Origin of the sequence: Paenibacillus sp. NPDC058367 (genome assembly GCF_042723305.1) — a bacterium.
Classification (GTDB): Bacteria; Bacillota; Bacilli; order Paenibacillales; family Paenibacillaceae; genus Paenibacillus_AQ.
In genome coordinates this window covers 943,153-959,616 of sequence record NZ_JBHXIZ010000002.1, presented here as the reverse complement: position 1 = coordinate 959,616, position 16,464 = coordinate 943,153, and the positions used below count along the sequence as shown (strand labels likewise).

Sequence of the window (16,464 nt, the reverse complement as noted above, 5' to 3'; positions counted from 1 at the left end):
ATTATGAACGCATCGTCGCATATTTCATTATCGCTTCTTGCGATGCTTCTTCTGCGAGTAGTTCACCAGTTATACGTCCTTCACACATGACAATAATGCGATGGCTCATTCTTAGAATCTCTGGGAGATCTGAAGAGACTATAATGATCGCTTTTCCCTCACCTGCTAGCTGATCAAGCAACTTATAGATCTCACTTTTCGCTCCTACATCAATACCACGTGTGGGCTCGTCGAAGATTAACACATCGCAATCTCTCGTTAACCATTTCCCGATAACTACTTTTTGCTGATTCCCACCGGATAAGAATTTGACTTTTTGACTTACACTTGGAGTCTTGGTTGCTAGTGCTTCCGCATGCTGCTCCGCGGACTTTCGCATCTCCCGATCCCTCATCCATCCGAATGCATTACGGAATTTATAGAAGGAAGCAATCGCATTATTCATGCTAATGTCCATATCTACAAGCAGCCCGTAGCGTTTGCGATCTTCGGACAAATAGCCAATTCCATGCTGCACGGCTTGGTGAGGCTGTTTTATACGAACCGTATTTCCATGCAGCTTAATCTCGCCCTTATCGATAGGATCAGCCCCAAATACGGCACGAACAACCTCAGTACGTCCAGCGCCCATTAATCCAGCGAAGCCCAGAATCTCACCTTTATTCAAATGAAAGCTGATATCCTTCAACATTTGCCCACTGGATAAGTTTCGAACCTCTAGTACGACTTGCTCTGTCTGTAACGAAAGCGTTGGCTTCGACGTTTGATACAGTTCACGACCAACCATCATGCTAATTATCTGATCAATGGTTATTGAATCCGTCCGAACAGTATCCACGTAACAACCATCCCGCATGACTGTAATGCGGTCTGTGATCCGTTTCAACTCATCCATGCGGTGAGAGATGTATATAATACCTACACCTTTTTCTCGTAATTGCTCGATCATACGGAATAACTCGTTAATTTCCGTATCTGTCAACGCTGCAGTTGGCTCATCCATGATCAGTACCTCCGCATTGAAGGACAAAGCTTTGGCGATTTCAACCATTTGCTGATTAGCAACAGTCAGATCTGAGACCAAAGTCTTCGGATCTAGTTTTAGATTCATCTGATCAAACAGTTCCTGCACCTTACGATTTAGCTCCAGATCATCAACGAACCATTTCAGTGCCTTTCGCGGCTCACGACCAATAAATATATTTTGGGCCACTGTAAGATGCGGCATTAGATTCAGTTCCTGATGAATGATACTAATCCCGAGTTCCTGCGCAGCGCGAGTATTGGCAATCTCCACCTCAGATCCCTTGTACCACATCTGACCCGCATCCTTGGAATAGACTCCTGTTGCAATCTTCATTAAGGTAGACTTTCCTGCGCCATTTTCACCGACTAAGGCATGCACTTCCCCACGCTTCAGCTCAAATTGACATTGATTCAATGCATGAACACCAGGAAAAAATTTATCAATCCCCGCCATTCGTAGTAATACTTCGTCCATTTCATATCCACCTCAAATCCTTTATGAATGCCTTTTTGTAAAGTAATCGCTTTCAAATGTTGAATGTAAAATTATTGTATTACCTATAAGTTTCCAATGTAATGGAATATTCTCCGTAAAAAAGTTTAAAATTTTATGTTTTGAAGCAAGCAAAAAAGACTACACCGTCCTTTTACGGACAAAGTAGCCTTTAGATTAGCTCATATGTGTATAACAGTTGTAATCCTTACATTCGAATAGCCTACAGGTTCTGACCCTTTCCAGCCACCAAGGTGAATGTCTTTGGTATTCCTTTATCATAAACATCCGAGGATAGATTGGGTTCTTCGATCAATTGGCGGATCACAAGCCCGGAACTGGCAGCAGCTGTTACAATTTCTCCAAGCGTCCAGCGGCGCCAATATACAACGCTATGTTCCTGTTCGTCTATTGGTTTGCCTGTGGAAGGCAAATACTTAGAGTACGAGACCTTTTTTTCTTCCAATGTCGTATCGAAATAGTCCCCGCTAACTTTGTGCTTACGAACCTTCGCTGTAGAACCCTTAGAGGATATAAGCTTAGTTGTCACAGGATGGAAATCACGTAGAACAAAAATCCCACCAGGAGAAAGTAAATGGCGGACGGTTTCCATAAACGGTGCTAGGTCGGTAAAGTAGTGTACAATTCCTAATTCAGCAAATACGATATCATATGAACCATCGAGCACGTGATCTGGCAGCTTAAGAACATCCGATACGATATAGTTAAGCTGAACACCTGCTTCTTGTGCGAGATCAGCTGCATAACGCGCATTAGCTTCTGAGAAGTCAGCAACAGTAACGTCCGCTCCAAGTAATGACAGCGCGACTGCCTTCATTCCGTTTGATCCCATGAGATTCATCATCTTTTTACCCTGTACATCTCCAAAATAAGAAGAGAGCGGGTACAGCTTTGCACTTGGTTCCTTGATTAACTTGGCTGCAGCCTCAGACGGTGTACCAAATCGAGCAACCCAAGCTGTGTACGTGTCTTCGTTCCATAGTTCCTCACTCGTTGGCGCAGTACCTTTTCCAGGATGTAGTTCTAAATTTTGATCTTGTTCTTCCATACCTTGCGACCCCTTTATGATTAAAATATCTGTTATGAAGCATTCTGAATGGCATCTGCCACCTGAATCGTTTTCTTTCTTCCAGCGTACAAATATACGCCCAGTCCAAACATAACCAAAAGTCCCCCTGCCCATTGTAGCGCAGTTAATTGTTCACCTAATAGCAGATAAGCAAGGATACTAGCCCCCACTGGTTCTCCTAAGATGTTCATAGATACCGTAGTTGCGGATACATACTGAAGCAGCCAATTAAATAAAATATGGCCAAACACCGTAGGAACCACTGCTAGCAATAGGAAAATCCCCCACTCTTTCGCAGGATAATTGAAAAAGGAAATCCCCATAATCAGATTGTATATGGCAAACACAACAGCCGCTGATAAGAAAACTATCAAGCTGTACAGGTATGAGGGCATGCGCACTACAAGCTTTTGACCGATAAGCATATGCACAGCTACCGCTACTGTTCCTCCAACCGATAACAAATCACCTTTAAGATTATCTGCAGAGATACCAATATCGCCCCAACCGATAAACACTACTCCGCCAATAGCAATACTCAGCCCCAGAATAGCAGACACAGCCGTTTTTTCCTTATACAAAAAATAAACGCCCAGCATAATAAACACTGGCTCCAGCGCCATGATCATCGTTGAACTAGCTACCGAAGTATACTTCAAAGAGCCCATCCAAAGCAAAAAATGTAGAGCTAGCATAGTGCCTGAGAGCACTAGCATGATCCAGTCTTTTTTACGAAGAGCGAACGCTGCTCCGCTATATGGTCTTGCAAAAGGCAACATCAGCAGCGAGGTGAACAACAGCCGATACATTCCTTGTATAGATGCTGGCGCTGCAGACCACTTAATAAAAATGGCGGAAAAAGAGATGGCCACAATCCCAATCAACATTAAAATCGGAATAGGAAGTGGCGGTTTTTTAAGCTTCACATGGTACGCGTCCTTTCACTATCTTAAGTCACTTATGTTAATTTAACGCAGACCGTGAAAAAATGCATCTATTTTCATTAGATTTCACTAAAAAAAGCATAAGCAATGTCATTTCTGACGAGAGCTCATGCTTCTTAAAGGCTAAGGTTTCAGAACCACCTTGATACAATCCTCTTTTTTCTCACTAAAAATGTCATAGCCATGCTCCGCTTTGCTGATAGGCAAGCGATGTGTAATGATATCTGTGGGATCAAATTTATTCTCTTTAATCATCTTATAGAGCAAAGGCATATAGTGAATCACTGGAGCCTGTCCCATTTTTAAAGTAATGTTGCGTTCAAATAGATGACCCAAAGGGAACATATTGTAATTAAGCCCATAAACTCCTACAAGCTGAATAGTTCCGAATTTACGTACGATATCCGAGGCCATTCTAAATGCACTGAGTGAGCCTCCCTGTAGCTTCAGAGTGGTTTCCACTTTCTCCAATGCAGATATTTTGGCATCCAAACCTACACAGTCAATAACTACATCTGCGCCCCCATGTGTTATCTCCTTCAAATGAGCTTCAATATCTTTAATCTCTTCAAAGTTGTAAATTTCGACATTATTGGTCAGCTTCGCATGCTGCAGACGGTAGCCGATATGATCAACCGCAATGACTCTTGAGGCGCCTTTGATCCAGGCAAATTTCTGAGTAAGCAGTCCAACAGGCCCGCAGCCGAGAACAATGACTGTATCCCCTGGCTTCACTCCGCCGCTTTCGACTCCCCACCAAGCAGTAGGTACAATATCAGATAAGAAAAGAATTTTTTCATCTTCCATTTCTGCATCCTCAGGAACGACAAAAGGGCCGAAATTACCATAAGGAACCCGCAGTAATTCGGCTTGCCCTCCTGCAAAGCCCCCATAAGTATCGGAATAACCCAGATATCCGCCTGTATCCTTGGCGTCATTAGCATTGTCGCATTGACTCTCCATCTCATGCTGGCAGAAGTAGCACTGACCACAGGCTACATTAAAGGGAATAATGATCCGGTCGCCTTTCTTGACTTTAGTTACGTCTGGACCGGTCTCCTCAACAATCCCCATGGGCTCATGACCAATAATATAGTCATCATTCATACCTGGAATTTCACCGTTAAAAATGTGCAGATCTGAGCCACAAATCGCTGTAGTGGTAATTCGAACGATAATGTCATCCTTTTTCTCAATCTTCGGATCAGCTACCTCTTTAACTTTCACTTTCTTCTTCCCTTGGTAGGTTAATGCTTTCATGCTGTTAATCCGCTCCTTTGGAAATGGTATAGAGATATAAGGATCACACCTTTCTATGTTATATCCCTATGCCTATCCTCTTATCCATGAAGAAGCGGAGAATACATCATAAGCGCATAGTTATCGGTTACAGCTTCATCTCCAACTAGGTCGCCGGTACGTGTGAATATTTTTCGACTGATCTTATTGCTACGAATATATCCACCCCATGGTTCTAGGCTTATCCGATGATCACTTTCGTACACTTCATATTTATAAAGGGACTGCTCATCGCATCTCCATTCCCCATGCAAATGGCTGTCATCCAGCCAGAGCTTTAATTGATACGTTTGATTCGTGTTATTCTTCATTTGAAGATCCAAATAATTATAAGAACAGGTGGCCCCGCTTCCAAATGGCTGTGTACGCTGTTCATCTGGAAATACATCATAGCTGTGCCGATGCCGTTCTGTAACCGTAAGAGGTGTATGCAGTGTCATCCAGTAGATCAGATTGGACAACTGGCACAGTCCCCCGCCAACTCCAGAATGGAAGCCACCATAATGCAGCACCATCCCCTCTAGATACCCTTTTCGCTTACTGGGCTTACCGATGCTTCTCCAATAGGAAAAAGTCTCACCCGGACGCACCAAGAGCCCATCCAGCTTCGCTATCGCCAGACGTAAATTGGTTATTTTATTGTATTGAAGCACCATATCTACATTCCGTAGACTTCTTAATAACGGTGTAGCATGAGTCATCACTTCATTAGATAAAATTTCACTAGTGCGCTGCTTCGCCACCTTGCTGCGGCTAGTGCACCATTTCAAATATCTTTTCCAAATAAAATATCGCTTTCCGGCAAATAGTCTAAGTCGAGAACGCTGAATAGGTTTCATGGCAGCCTGAGGTGTATTCATCTAGAACTGAACCTCGCTTTCAGCTCGTAACTGGGCGAATCTCCCTCCGATTACCGCATTATGATGCTTAACGATCTCACTACTATTCAGAACCCCATTATCAAAGGTGCTATGAGCATCTTGGACGAGAACACTCTTATACCCCATACTGTATGCGCGTCTTATTGTCGTATCTAGGCAGAACTCACTTTGCATCCCACAAATCACCAGATTCGTGATCCCCAGCTTCTGTAGCTCCTCTTGCAGTTCGGTTCGGTGAAAAGCATCCCAAGTAGGCTTCTCCACAATAACTTCGCCTTCCTGCGGTGTGATGCGGTGACTGATCTGCCATGTGGGCGTACCTTTTGTATATTCCTCATCTTCGGTGTGTTGAATATAAACTATTGGAGTACCTGCAACCCTAGCTTTGTTCTGAAGGGAAATAATTCTCTCCATTACACCCTCTTCATCGTACAGCTTTTGATCAGGATAGGAGAACATAGCTTCTTGAACATCGATAATTAATAGTGCAGTTGAATTTCCCATTTAGTACCTCCTACAATTTTTATGAAAATCATACCAGATTATGGGACATTCTATCTACCTATTTAAAGGCTTAAATCAATAAAAAAAGGGCATCTGCTGAGCAGACACCCGTTACATTTAAATACTTTTTACTTGCCACGCTTATTGTGCCAGATCAATGCATGCAGCTGTGGAAGGACACGTACTCTATTCATATCAGCGTCTACGATTACTTTATTAAACAACCATTCCAGCCTTCCCAAAAGTCGAGCAGAAATGTCGCCTTCTTCAGTGACATCATCATTCCCAGGCTGCAGAAAGAGCTGCACATTGGGATATCGCTGGTGAATGTCTTTTGCATAATCAAAATCCTTATCGTCAAACACTACGACCTTCAAGCTATGCATAGAACGACCCAGTTTCTCCATTTTACTCATGATGTTATCTAGAATTTCCCAATTCGTCGTCATTCCTGAGCTTGGGGGTTTAGGGCTAATTGTCAGCACATCCACGTCATTGAACCAATCCTGCCATTTACTCCCCTGAGTTTCTATTGCAGCTTGTATCCCTCGCTCATGTAGCAGGTTAATAAAAGAGCCCAGCCCATCACCAATCAAAGCAGGATTTCCGCCTGAAATCGTAACACAGTCGAAATTATCTCCAGCTATAGCTAAAAGTTCATTCATAATTTCATCCGAGGTCATCATTCGAACCTTATCCTTAGCAGTACCATCCCAAGTAAAAGCAGAATCACACCAGCCACAGCGATAATCGCAGCCATAGGTGCGGACAAACATCGTCTTCACTCCAATTACCGCGCCTTCGCCTTGAATAGTTGGACCGAACATTTCAATTACAGGAATCTTACTCACAGTCACAGCCTCCATATAAACGGTAGGATGGCCCTTCATCCGGAACATCTTCAGCCAGCACCTCTGCCCAGGAGGTTGGAGTCTCCCATAGCTTTACCGAGTACAAAGGCAACCCTGCTTGCTTAAGCTTGTAGGCAATATATGAAGACATATTTTCAACTGTGGTGCGGAAAGACAACAAAGCTACTTTGGAACCCGTATTCGTTAACGTCTCTAACACAGGTTCGTTTCCCATAGCGAGAAAAGCGTGATCTAGACGGTCTACAAGGCTTTGTTGCACAGTCGTCTTGATATCACTGAAGTCAATAACAAACCCTTCGTCTGAATGGCCTTCCGTAGCCTCTGGTTTGCCCTTAAGCACTACTTCGAGCTTATAAGTATGTCCATGCAGATTGCTACATTTCCCTTTGTGACCAATTAATTGATGCGCCGCATCAAACGTAAATATTTTGCAGACTGAAACCTCGTTAAGCATTAAGATCCGGCCTCCATTCTCTCCGCCTCATATTGCTCAAGACCACGCTGACGCAACAGACAGGCTGGACAAGTACCGCAGCCACTGCCAATAATACCGTTGTAACAGGTCAATGTGTGTTCGCGAACATAATCAAAATAACCCAGTTCATCGGCCATTTTCCACGTTTCTTTTTTATCCAGCCACATCAATGGAGTGTGTATCGCAAACTCATAGTCCATAGATAAATTCAGCGTAACATTCAATGATTTCACAAATACATCACGGCAGTCCGGATACCCGCTAAAGTCCGTTTGGCAAACCCCAGTGACGATATGGGAATATCCCAATTGTTTAGCTAATATTGCAGAAAAGGATAAAAATAACAGATTCCGTCCATCAACAAATGTACTAGGAAGCTCATCACCTTCGCCAGCAACGATATCAATATCTTGGCGGGTTAGTGCATTTGGAGCCAGCTGATTAAGCAGCCCAAGATCAAGGATATGCTGTTTTACATTAAACTTAGCTGCTATTTCTGTAGCAACTTCGATTTCAGCCGCATGACGCTGATTATAATTAAAGGTAACTACCTGCACTTCCTCAAACTGCTTCAATGCCCAAACCAGGCAAGTGGTGCTATCTTGTCCGCCGCTAAATACGACGAGTGCTTTTTTGTTCATCTTAATCTCTCCTTATCAACTTGTTGGGATTAGCGGTTATCCACTTTTTCCGGATAGAGGTCGTGATTCATTAAGCGGTGCTCCGCCATCGCCTCATACTTCGTACCCGGTCTTCCATAGTTGCAATAAGGATCAATAGATATGCCTCCACGCGGAGTGAACTTGCCCCATACCTCAATGTATCGTGGGTCCATCAGTGAGATCAGATCATTCATAATAATGTTGACGCAGTCCTCATGAAAGTCACCGTGGTTACGGAAGCTAAACAGATACAGCTTTAATGATTTAGATTCCACCATTTTCTGTTCAGGAATATACGAAATATACAGTGTGGCAAAATCCGGCTGACCTGTAACAGGACATAAGCTAGTAAACTCAGGGCAGTTGAATTTAACAAAATAATCACGCCTTGGATGCTTGTTATCAAATACCTCAAGAATAGCTGGATCATAACCAAACTTGTACTGCGTTCCCTGATTACCAAGTAAAGTGACTTCTTGCATTTCCTCTTTCAATCTTCCTTCTGACACGACAAAAAACCCCTCTCTTTTCCTTCGGCCTTGGCCGGTAATGGAAAGAAGAACGAGATTTCGAAAACTTTGCTCCACTAAGAAGAAACGGAAGCAACGTCCGGGTTAAGGACTGCATCCGCTTATAAGATTTAATATACTCTTAGTTTTTTATAGAGGGAGTTCGCGAACCTCTCCTGCACAATCCGTGCAGACTTCTTCTTCATGCATATTGCGTCTTGAACTATACCATGGTAATTTGCTTCTGACAAGTTCTACGCTTTGCCCGTCTTCCAAATCCAGAGCGAAAGCACCACAATCCACAAGAGCAAAAGCAGGCTTTCTAGGAGCAATACTCCTTCTCCATTTAGAATACTGTTCAAATTCTGGACGATTTCAATACTTGGCAGAATAACAAAGATCGGATAGGTCCATTCTGGAAGAGCGACGTACACAGAAGCTACTAAGAAAAAAACGACCATAAATGCGGAGCTGATGGCTGAACCATTTTTGGAGGAACTTACCTTTAAACCAATGATAATTCCAACTTGCACAAAGATAATTCCACCCAATAACATATACAATAAGGAAGGGAGTAAATCCATTGTCAAACCTTGATTTAGTACATAAACAATCAGCTGTGATAACAAAGAAAAAACAAGAACAGATCCAGCTTTCGCTGTAATAATCTGGCCTCTGCTTAGCGGAGTAATCAACAGCGCATCATAAGTCTTACTCTCCCTCTCCTCAATTAATCCTGGGCCGGTAATCATGATCCCAACCATCACTTGCGCAAATAATATCCATGTAGAAAGAAGTATGAAGTCCAAACCGCTCTTGTCCACTACAGTGATGATGATTTTAGCCATAAATATAGGCAAAATTATTAGAATTACAGTCGCTGGATTACGCAGTATATCCTTACTTTCATGTTTAAACAGCTTCCATATCTGATAACTCAACTTAGCTCACTTCCCGTCAGGGCAGCGAATACATCTGCCAGCGAAGCTTCTTTACTGTGCATACTTAGAATTTGATTCGTAGACATTAACTGATAGATATGATCTTTAGTAACTTCTTCTGCAATCGGCCAGGATTTCATAACCACTTTCCCATCCTGCTGATATTTAACTTCAATTTCTGGTTTACCATAAATGGTCTTAAGTCTATGCGGTTCATCGAGTGCCACCAAAGCACCAGCGTGCATGATGCCCACTCTATCGCTTAATGCATCGGCTTCGTGCATATCATGCGTCGTTAAGACAATGGTTGTGCCTTCTTCTTGAATTCTCTTGACGTGATTACGTATGAGTGAAGCTGAATTTGGATCTAACCCACTTGTAGGCTCATCTAAAAACAACACTTGAGGCTTATGTAATAATGCTCTGGCGATTAGAACACGCTGCTTCCAGCCTTTGGATAAGCTGCTTACTTTAGCTTTTTCCTTATCTAACAGCTGGAGGGTTTCCATGACTTCATTCACTCGATTTCCTGCTACCCTATACAGATCAGCAAACAGCTCCAGATTATTTCGAATAGAACTACGCATGTATAGGTTCGGAAGCTCGAAAACAACACCAATTTGAGCATGGATTTCTTTTTTATGACGTGAAATATTCATGCCATTAATTAAAATTTCTCCGCTTGTAGACTGAAGAAGCCCTGTCATCATGCGCATCGTTGTAGTCTTCCCTGCACCATTGGGACCTAGAAATCCAAAGACCTCACCTTTCTCCACCGTGAAAGTAATTCGATCAACTGCACACCTCTCCTGATAATATTTTGAGACATCAGTTAGCTGAATCAATAACACTCCCCCTTTTTAGAATAGTTAACTTTCTTCTATCCTTATTCTGGTTGTAGAGGATTATCTCTGTTGTTGCTATTCTGTAACATTCGCTATTCCTTAGTACCTTCCTTTGTTCAAATCCGCTCAGATGTGGCAAAAATAAGGATTCAAATCCTAAGAAAAGGGTAACTTAAACATAATAATCTTCGAGGTAAGGGTGGGATCATCTAATGGAACAAAGTATACAGAAACTTATGGACTGGATTAACAGTCATGTGAATGAAACTATTGTAATTGAAAAGAAGGAGCTTCGTGATCTGGATAAAATTCATTTTAATCTAGAGGCTGTTGAGTTTCGGAGTGCGGAGGATGTTATCGATGATTATCTTGGGAGTGCATTAATATTAAAAGGATTTGGCAGCACTTTAAACGCCGATGGTGAGCTAGTATCGCTACCACACTCCACCTATGACTTAGCTATTGACGGGCTTCGGATTGAGGACATAAGTGATCGCAAGGCGGAAATAACTACTGAAAGAGCTAAATATACCCTTTCAGTGGATTAAGCCATATGTAATGACAGTAAAAGAGCCCACAGTAATCTGTGGGCTCTTTCTAATTAATAGTTACTCTTCTCCAATGATCTCCACTTCAGTTTCAAGCTCCACTCCGAATTTATCCTTCACAGTCGCTCTTACATGGTGAATTAGCCCAATGTAATCGCTGGCTGTTGCATTATCTGCATTTACAATAAACCCTGCATGCTTCTTGGATACCTCAGCACCACCGATTCTTGTTCCCTGTAAGCCACTCTCTTGAATTAACTGACCTGCAAACCGACCTGGAGGACGTTTAAAGACACTCCCACAGGAGGGATACTCAAGCGGCTGCTTGGATTCACGCAAGTAAGTAAGTTCATCCATTTTCGCCTTGATGGCTAATGCATCACCAGAAGTCATAGCAAAATTGGCCTCAAGTACGATGTATTCACCGCTTGCGAACACGCTTTTTCTATAACCCCATTGCAGCTCATCCCCTTGAAGAGTCACTAATTGTCCGCTCTTAGTTATAGCCAGTGCACTATGCAGTACATCTTTAATTTCTCCGCCGTAAGCGCCTGCGTTCATGTATAACGCTCCACCAACCGTTCCTGGAATACCACAGGCGAACTCAAGACCCATAAGCTCCATATCCAATGCATATCGTGACACATCTATAATCTTGGCGCCGCACTCCGCATATAAGAGATTGTCTCGAATCCCCATTCCGGTTAGTCCTGCCGTTTGCAGAACGATTCCACGCACACCTCCATCACGGATAATCACATTGGAGCCGTTCCCAAGTACCGTAAGGTTTATCCCATTCTGTTCCGCATATGTAACGATCTTTTGAATTTCCTCATAAGTAGCTGGTGCTGCCAAAATATCAGCTTTACCGCCCATTTTGGTATACACGTGATCTTTTAAGTTCTCATGACTCTTCACAATCCCTGCAGTCATTAGCTGCTCTAGGTCATTTTGAATTTTGTCAATATTCATGTTTCATGCTCCTTTAACCATGTATAAATGATGGTCCTTGATCTATTTTTAGTAGTGGTATCATGGATTTGTAGGCAACCACAACTGTAACAACGAACAGGCTCCCTTGTCAATGACGGGAGCCTGTTCGTTGTATGATTTTCAATTATGATTACACAGCTTTGTAGGCCGCAAGCTCGTAAGGAAGGCACAGCGGCACACCGGTGCGTGGATCTGGAACAATATCTGCCTCAATTCCAAACACTTCCCGCAGTACATCTGGTGTCATAACTTCAGTAGGTGAGCCTTCACTAACCACAGTACCGGATTTAATAGCTACCATATGCTGTGCATAGCGAGTAGCATGATTCAAATCATGCACGACCATGATAATGGTACGGCCTTCTTCTTCATTCAGCTTTTGCAGAAGCTGTAGAACTTCAAGCTGGTGAGCCATATCTAGAAATGTTGTTGGTTCGTCCAGGAATAGAATGTCAGTTTCTTGCGCCAATGCCATAGCGATCCAAGCACGCTGACGTTGTCCTCCAGATAAGCGGTCAATCGGACGGTCATGGAAAGGCTCCATACCTGTAACAGTGATTGCGTTGGAGATAATGCTGCGATCCTCTGCTGTCATTGTGCCAAATCCTTTTTGATGCGGGAAGCGACCATAGCTGACAAGTTCAGAGACCGTTAGACCGTCTGGAGCCGTTGGGTTTTGCGGTAAGATCGCAAGCTGACGAGCTACCTCTTTCGTTGAAAAGTTATGGATCGATTTACCGTCCAGCATTACACTGCCGCTCTTAGGCTTCATGATCCGGGCCATTGTTTTAAGAATTGTAGATTTACCAGAACCGTTAGCGCCCACTAGTGCGGTTATTTTTCCCGTAGGGATAGTTAAGTTCAACCCTTTAACAATTGTAGCCTCTGCATACCCAATACTTAACTCTTCTGTGTTCAAACGTTCTGACATGTTAACAACTCCTTAAAAGTTTAATGGAGCGATGCTCCTAGAATGAACTACATAGTAAAACTCGCTTCGTACGCATTATGCTTTTGATTTGGCGAGTAAATATAAAAAGTAAGGTGCACCAATGATCGCAACCACGATGCCTGTTGGAACTTCTGCAGGCTGTAACACCCATCTGCCGATAGTATCAGCAGTAATCATAAGAAGCGCCCCTGTCAACGCACTAGCGGGCAATAATACCTGATGACGGGGTCCCACAAGCTTGCGGGCAAGATGTGGTGCAATTAGGCCGACAAAGCCAATTCCTCCACTTACAGCAACGCAGGAGCCGGCAAGCGCAACTGCAGTCACTAGAAGAAGAATACGCTCCTTCTCCACTCGCATTCCAAGTCCTACAGAAGTATGGTCCCCTAGATTCAATACATTAAGAATACGGGCTTTATAGAAGGCGAACGGTAACAGAATCGCTATCCAAGGTAGCAGAGCAAGGACGAATCTCCAATCGCCACCCCATATTTTCCCGGCGATCCAAGTCGCTACAAACTGATAATTATTGGGATCAAGCCGAAGTGCCAACACCAGCTGGCAAGCGTTAATTCCGGCAGCGACTGCAATCCCGATAAGGATCAACCTTGTTGGAGATAGACCATCTGCTTTTCTATAAGCAAGAATATAGATTAAAGCGGCGGTTAAGCTAGCCCCTCCAAGCGCTAAGAGCGGCAAGACAAATACCGGAGCTGCTGTTGTAGCCGGAAAAAACGAGATAAAAATGATTACCGCAAAACCAGCACCCGCACTTATGCCCAGCGTAGCCGGTTCGGCAAGTGCATTTCTTGCGAGACTTTGTAAAATACAGCCTGACACTGCAAAGCCCGCTCCAACCAACAATGAAATTACGATGCGAGGTAATCTGAAATCAAATAAAATAAGCTTTTGCTGATGAGTTCCATCACCCAGCAGTGTATGTAATACCTCCCGTGGGGATAGACGCATAAATCCTGTATTCATACTGACAATAAAAACAACAACGATCAATATGGCAAGGACCGCTAACACTGTAATAGCACGTGTACGGCGTTCATTTTCATTGGGAGAAAGGGTTGTTCTGTGCATTACAGCTCCCCCTTCCGCTTACTCGCTAAGTAAATAAAGAAAGGTACACCGATGATGGCAATTAATGCGCCTAGCGGCGTCTCATAAGGGGCATTTATCATTCTAGCGGCGATATCCGCAAAGATGATCAATAAGCTCCCAAGAACTGCCGAGCAAGGAATGATCCAGCGATAATCTACTCCAACGAAATAACGTGCTACATGTGGAATAATTAGTCCTATAAAAGCAATCGGGCCAACCATTGAGACTGCACTTCCGGCAAGAACTACTACAACAATCATACATGCCAACTGTACTAATCTTGTCCGCTGCCCCAGACCAACTGCAACTTCTCTTCCTAAGCTGAGCAAGGTGACAGACCGCGATAACATCATCGCTGCGATTAATGCCACGAACACCCAAGGGAAAATAATCTTGATCTGAGTCCAGCTTGCCCCGCCCATTCCGCCAGCCAACCAGAAGGCTATATCTTGGGATAAGTTAAAAAGAATAGCTATGCCCTGACTAACAGCAACCAGTAGTGCACTTACCGCGGAACCTGCCAGCGTCAAACGTAAAGGTGTAAGGCCATTAAAAGATAGCGACCCGATTCCAAATACGATAAAAGAAGCTATAGCAGCACCTATAAAACAAAACAACATAAGTGAAGTGAATGAGATCGAAGGTGCAAAAGCAAAAACTATGGCCAGCGCTACACCTGCTCCCGCATTCAAGCCTAACAGACCTGAATCCGCAAGAGGGTTCCTTGTCATCCCCTGCATGATTGCCCCTGCTACTGCGAAGCAAGCACCGACCAAAGCACCTGCTATCGCGCGTGGAAATCGCAGTTCTCTTATCACCTGATGTTTTTGTACATCTGGATTGAAATGAAATATTGCTTCCCATACCGTAGCTAGCTTGATATCTGCCGCACCCACTGAGACCGAAAGTGCCAGTCCAAAGGCAATGGCAGCGAGTCCAATCACTAGAATACCCATTGCAGCTGCCGGTCGGGTATGTATAGCTTTTTGTGTATCATTTTTATTACGATGTGCGAAATCTGAGGGTGAAACCATGAGTCGTCTCCTTAATCGATAGTTACAATGTTCTATATGATAACAACAATCATTCTCATTATCGCAAAAAAAAATTAGGTTGTACAATTGTAGGAGTTATTTTTCAGTAATACAGGAATGGTTTATAAAAAAATGGTGCAGATCTAAGCATCTTAAGATACTTGATCTGCACGCCCTTCCCCACCCAAATGATCAGTCTCATTCATGGTGAATTACGACTTTTTATTTCACAAAACTTTTTAACACATCATCAATAATTTTGCCACCAGCGTTCGCACCACTGTATAGCCAACTGCTTGTTGAGCTCATTTCATGCACATTGCCAGTTTTTACAGCCGGGATGCCTTTCCAAATTGCACTGTCCAGAATCTCCGAACCCTCAGTCTTATCACTATTTACAAGGATAATATGATCTGCTGTCAGCTCAGAAAGCTTCTCTAGCGAAATTGGATTCCAAGTAGCTCTTGTACCAACAGGAATTTCTGTTACTAAGTTAGGCAGCTTTACACCAAGGTCTGTATATAATACAGCACCACTGCTGCGAGTTTCGTCTACAATATAGAAGTTCTTTTGTACCAACCATAAAATCGCCACGGACTCTTCTCCAATAGCTCCTTTAAGCTTTTCTTTCGCTGCAGCCGCCTTGTCTTCATAATCTTTAATGGCTTTCTCTGCTTCAGGGGTCTTGTTCAGAATTTCACCAATCTTGAGTAGCGATTTACGCCAATCTTGATTTAGCTTATCCCCAATCACATAAGTCGGTGCAATCTTATTCAGTTGGTCATAGATACCATTCTGTACAGATGACTCCGATGGGATGAGGATAAGATCCGGAGCGAAGCTGGTTACTGCCTCGAGCGGAAGATCGTAGCTGATCGTAGGAACATCCTTCAATTCAGTGGACAGATAATCTTGAATACCATTAGTCACTGACCATTGCGCTACTGGAGTCACACCTAGAGTTACCAAAGCATCCTCCAAATAAGAACCCAGTACACGCCCAGGATTAGCTGGAATCGTTACTTCATGTCCCATTGCATCCGTTAACGTCTTAGGGGCTGCAGGAGCTTCTGTAGCTTCAGCAGTAGGTGCCGTCGCTTTGTCTGTTCCTGCGTTTGAAGCGTTACCGGGATTATTATTACCGCAAGCGGATAAGAATAGCACCATCACCATTAATCCGACCATCGTTAATTTCATGCTTCCAAATCTTTTTCTGTTAAACAAAAACATTAAATACCCTCCTAGTGTGTGCATCCTATGTTATTCAAAGGTATTGACTACCTCAG

At 43.3% G+C, this 16,464-nt stretch carries 18 protein-coding genes and 1 riboswitch; of the genes, 1 reads left to right on the top strand and 17 read right to left on the bottom strand.

The window, feature by feature from the left end; genetic code table 11:
* Position 1: 1 nt before the first annotated feature.
* The 12 genes from ACFWMP_RS15425 to ACFWMP_RS15370 form a co-directional block, all read right to left on the bottom strand.
* The gene (locus tag ACFWMP_RS15425; protein WP_341055193.1) at positions 2-1,501 is read right to left on the bottom strand and encodes a sugar ABC transporter ATP-binding protein; all 1,500 of its coding nucleotides are present in this window, start codon (positions 1,499-1,501) and stop codon (positions 2-4) included.
* A 241-nt stretch (positions 1,502-1,742) separates the two neighbouring features.
* On the bottom strand, positions 1,743-2,588 hold the full coding sequence (locus ACFWMP_RS15420) for a class I SAM-dependent methyltransferase (RefSeq protein ID WP_340969865.1): 846 nt from the start codon (positions 2,586-2,588) through the stop codon (positions 1,743-1,745).
* Between the two features lie 32 nt (positions 2,589-2,620).
* Entirely contained in the window at positions 2,621-3,535 is a 915-nt protein-coding gene (locus ACFWMP_RS15415; RefSeq protein WP_379424149.1) for a DMT family transporter, read from the bottom strand.
* A gap of 141 nt (positions 3,536-3,676) precedes the next feature.
* Positions 3,677-4,813, bottom strand: coding sequence for a zinc-dependent alcohol dehydrogenase (locus ACFWMP_RS15410; RefSeq protein ID WP_379424148.1), 1,137 nt, complete (start codon positions 4,811-4,813; stop codon positions 3,677-3,679).
* Positions 4,814-4,893: 80 nt separating this feature from the next.
* A complete protein-coding gene (locus tag ACFWMP_RS15405) occupies positions 4,894-5,712 on the bottom strand; it encodes a VanW family protein (protein WP_042188614.1) in 819 nt (272 codons plus the stop codon).
* On the bottom strand, positions 5,713-6,237 hold the full coding sequence (locus ACFWMP_RS15400; RefSeq protein ID WP_042188616.1) for a cysteine hydrolase family protein: 525 nt from the start codon (positions 6,235-6,237) through the stop codon (positions 5,713-5,715).
* Between the two features lie 128 nt (positions 6,238-6,365).
* Positions 6,366-7,088, bottom strand: coding sequence for a 7-carboxy-7-deazaguanine synthase QueE (queE, locus tag ACFWMP_RS15395; RefSeq protein ID WP_339241435.1), 723 nt, complete (start codon positions 7,086-7,088; stop codon positions 6,366-6,368).
* The gene (locus tag ACFWMP_RS15390) at positions 7,081-7,563 is read right to left on the bottom strand and encodes a 6-pyruvoyl trahydropterin synthase family protein (RefSeq protein ID WP_076298716.1); all 483 of its coding nucleotides are present in this window, start codon (positions 7,561-7,563) and stop codon (positions 7,081-7,083) included. Before ACFWMP_RS15390 ends, queE begins: the two co-directional genes overlap by 8 nt.
* The gene (gene queC, locus ACFWMP_RS15385; protein ID WP_042188622.1) at positions 7,563-8,225 is read right to left on the bottom strand and encodes a 7-cyano-7-deazaguanine synthase QueC; all 663 of its coding nucleotides are present in this window, start codon (positions 8,223-8,225) and stop codon (positions 7,563-7,565) included. The genes ACFWMP_RS15390 and queC overlap by 1 nt, the downstream gene beginning before the upstream one ends.
* A gap of 29 nt (positions 8,226-8,254) precedes the next feature.
* Positions 8,255-8,728, bottom strand: coding sequence for a preQ(1) synthase (gene queF / locus ACFWMP_RS15380; protein WP_379424309.1), 474 nt, complete (start codon positions 8,726-8,728; stop codon positions 8,255-8,257).
* A 163-nt stretch (positions 8,729-8,891) separates the two neighbouring features.
* Positions 8,892-8,935, bottom strand: a riboswitch (PreQ1 riboswitch).
* Between the two features lie 74 nt (positions 8,936-9,009).
* Positions 9,010-9,696: an ABC transporter permease gene (locus ACFWMP_RS15375; protein ID WP_379424147.1), complete on the bottom strand. Its 687-nt coding sequence runs from the start codon at positions 9,694-9,696 to the stop codon at positions 9,010-9,012.
* Positions 9,693-10,541, bottom strand: a complete 849-nt coding sequence (locus tag ACFWMP_RS15370; RefSeq protein ID WP_379424146.1) for an ABC transporter ATP-binding protein — start codon at positions 10,539-10,541, stop codon at positions 9,693-9,695. Before ACFWMP_RS15370 ends, ACFWMP_RS15375 begins: the two co-directional genes overlap by 4 nt.
* Positions 10,542-10,753: 212 nt before the next feature.
* Between ACFWMP_RS15370 and ymzB the strand changes: the two genes are divergently transcribed.
* Positions 10,754-11,089: a protein YmzB gene (gene ymzB / locus ACFWMP_RS15365; protein WP_042188628.1), complete on the top strand. Its 336-nt coding sequence runs from the start codon at positions 10,754-10,756 to the stop codon at positions 11,087-11,089.
* A gap of 60 nt (positions 11,090-11,149) precedes the next feature.
* Here ymzB and murB read toward each other — a convergent pair whose 3' ends face one another.
* The 5 genes from murB to ACFWMP_RS15340 form a co-directional block, all read right to left on the bottom strand.
* Positions 11,150-12,061 carry a UDP-N-acetylmuramate dehydrogenase gene (gene murB / locus ACFWMP_RS15360; protein ID WP_379424145.1) on the bottom strand — a complete coding sequence of 304 codons (912 nt, stop codon included), beginning with the start codon at positions 12,059-12,061 and terminating at the stop codon, positions 11,150-11,152.
* A 151-nt stretch (positions 12,062-12,212) separates the two neighbouring features.
* Complete coding sequence (locus ACFWMP_RS15355) at positions 12,213-13,013, bottom strand: ABC transporter ATP-binding protein (protein WP_042188632.1); 801 nt, start codon at positions 13,011-13,013, stop codon at positions 12,213-12,215.
* A gap of 75 nt (positions 13,014-13,088) precedes the next feature.
* Positions 13,089-14,123, bottom strand: coding sequence for a FecCD family ABC transporter permease (locus ACFWMP_RS15350; RefSeq protein ID WP_042188634.1), 1,035 nt, complete (start codon positions 14,121-14,123; stop codon positions 13,089-13,091).
* Positions 14,123-15,178, bottom strand: a complete 1,056-nt coding sequence (locus ACFWMP_RS15345; protein WP_042188636.1) for a FecCD family ABC transporter permease — start codon at positions 15,176-15,178, stop codon at positions 14,123-14,125. Before ACFWMP_RS15345 ends, ACFWMP_RS15350 begins: the two co-directional genes overlap by 1 nt.
* Before the next feature lie 222 nt (positions 15,179-15,400).
* Complete coding sequence (locus tag ACFWMP_RS15340; RefSeq protein WP_379424144.1) at positions 15,401-16,408, bottom strand: ABC transporter substrate-binding protein; 1,008 nt, start codon at positions 16,406-16,408, stop codon at positions 15,401-15,403.
* Between the last annotated feature and the right edge of the window lie 56 nt (positions 16,409-16,464).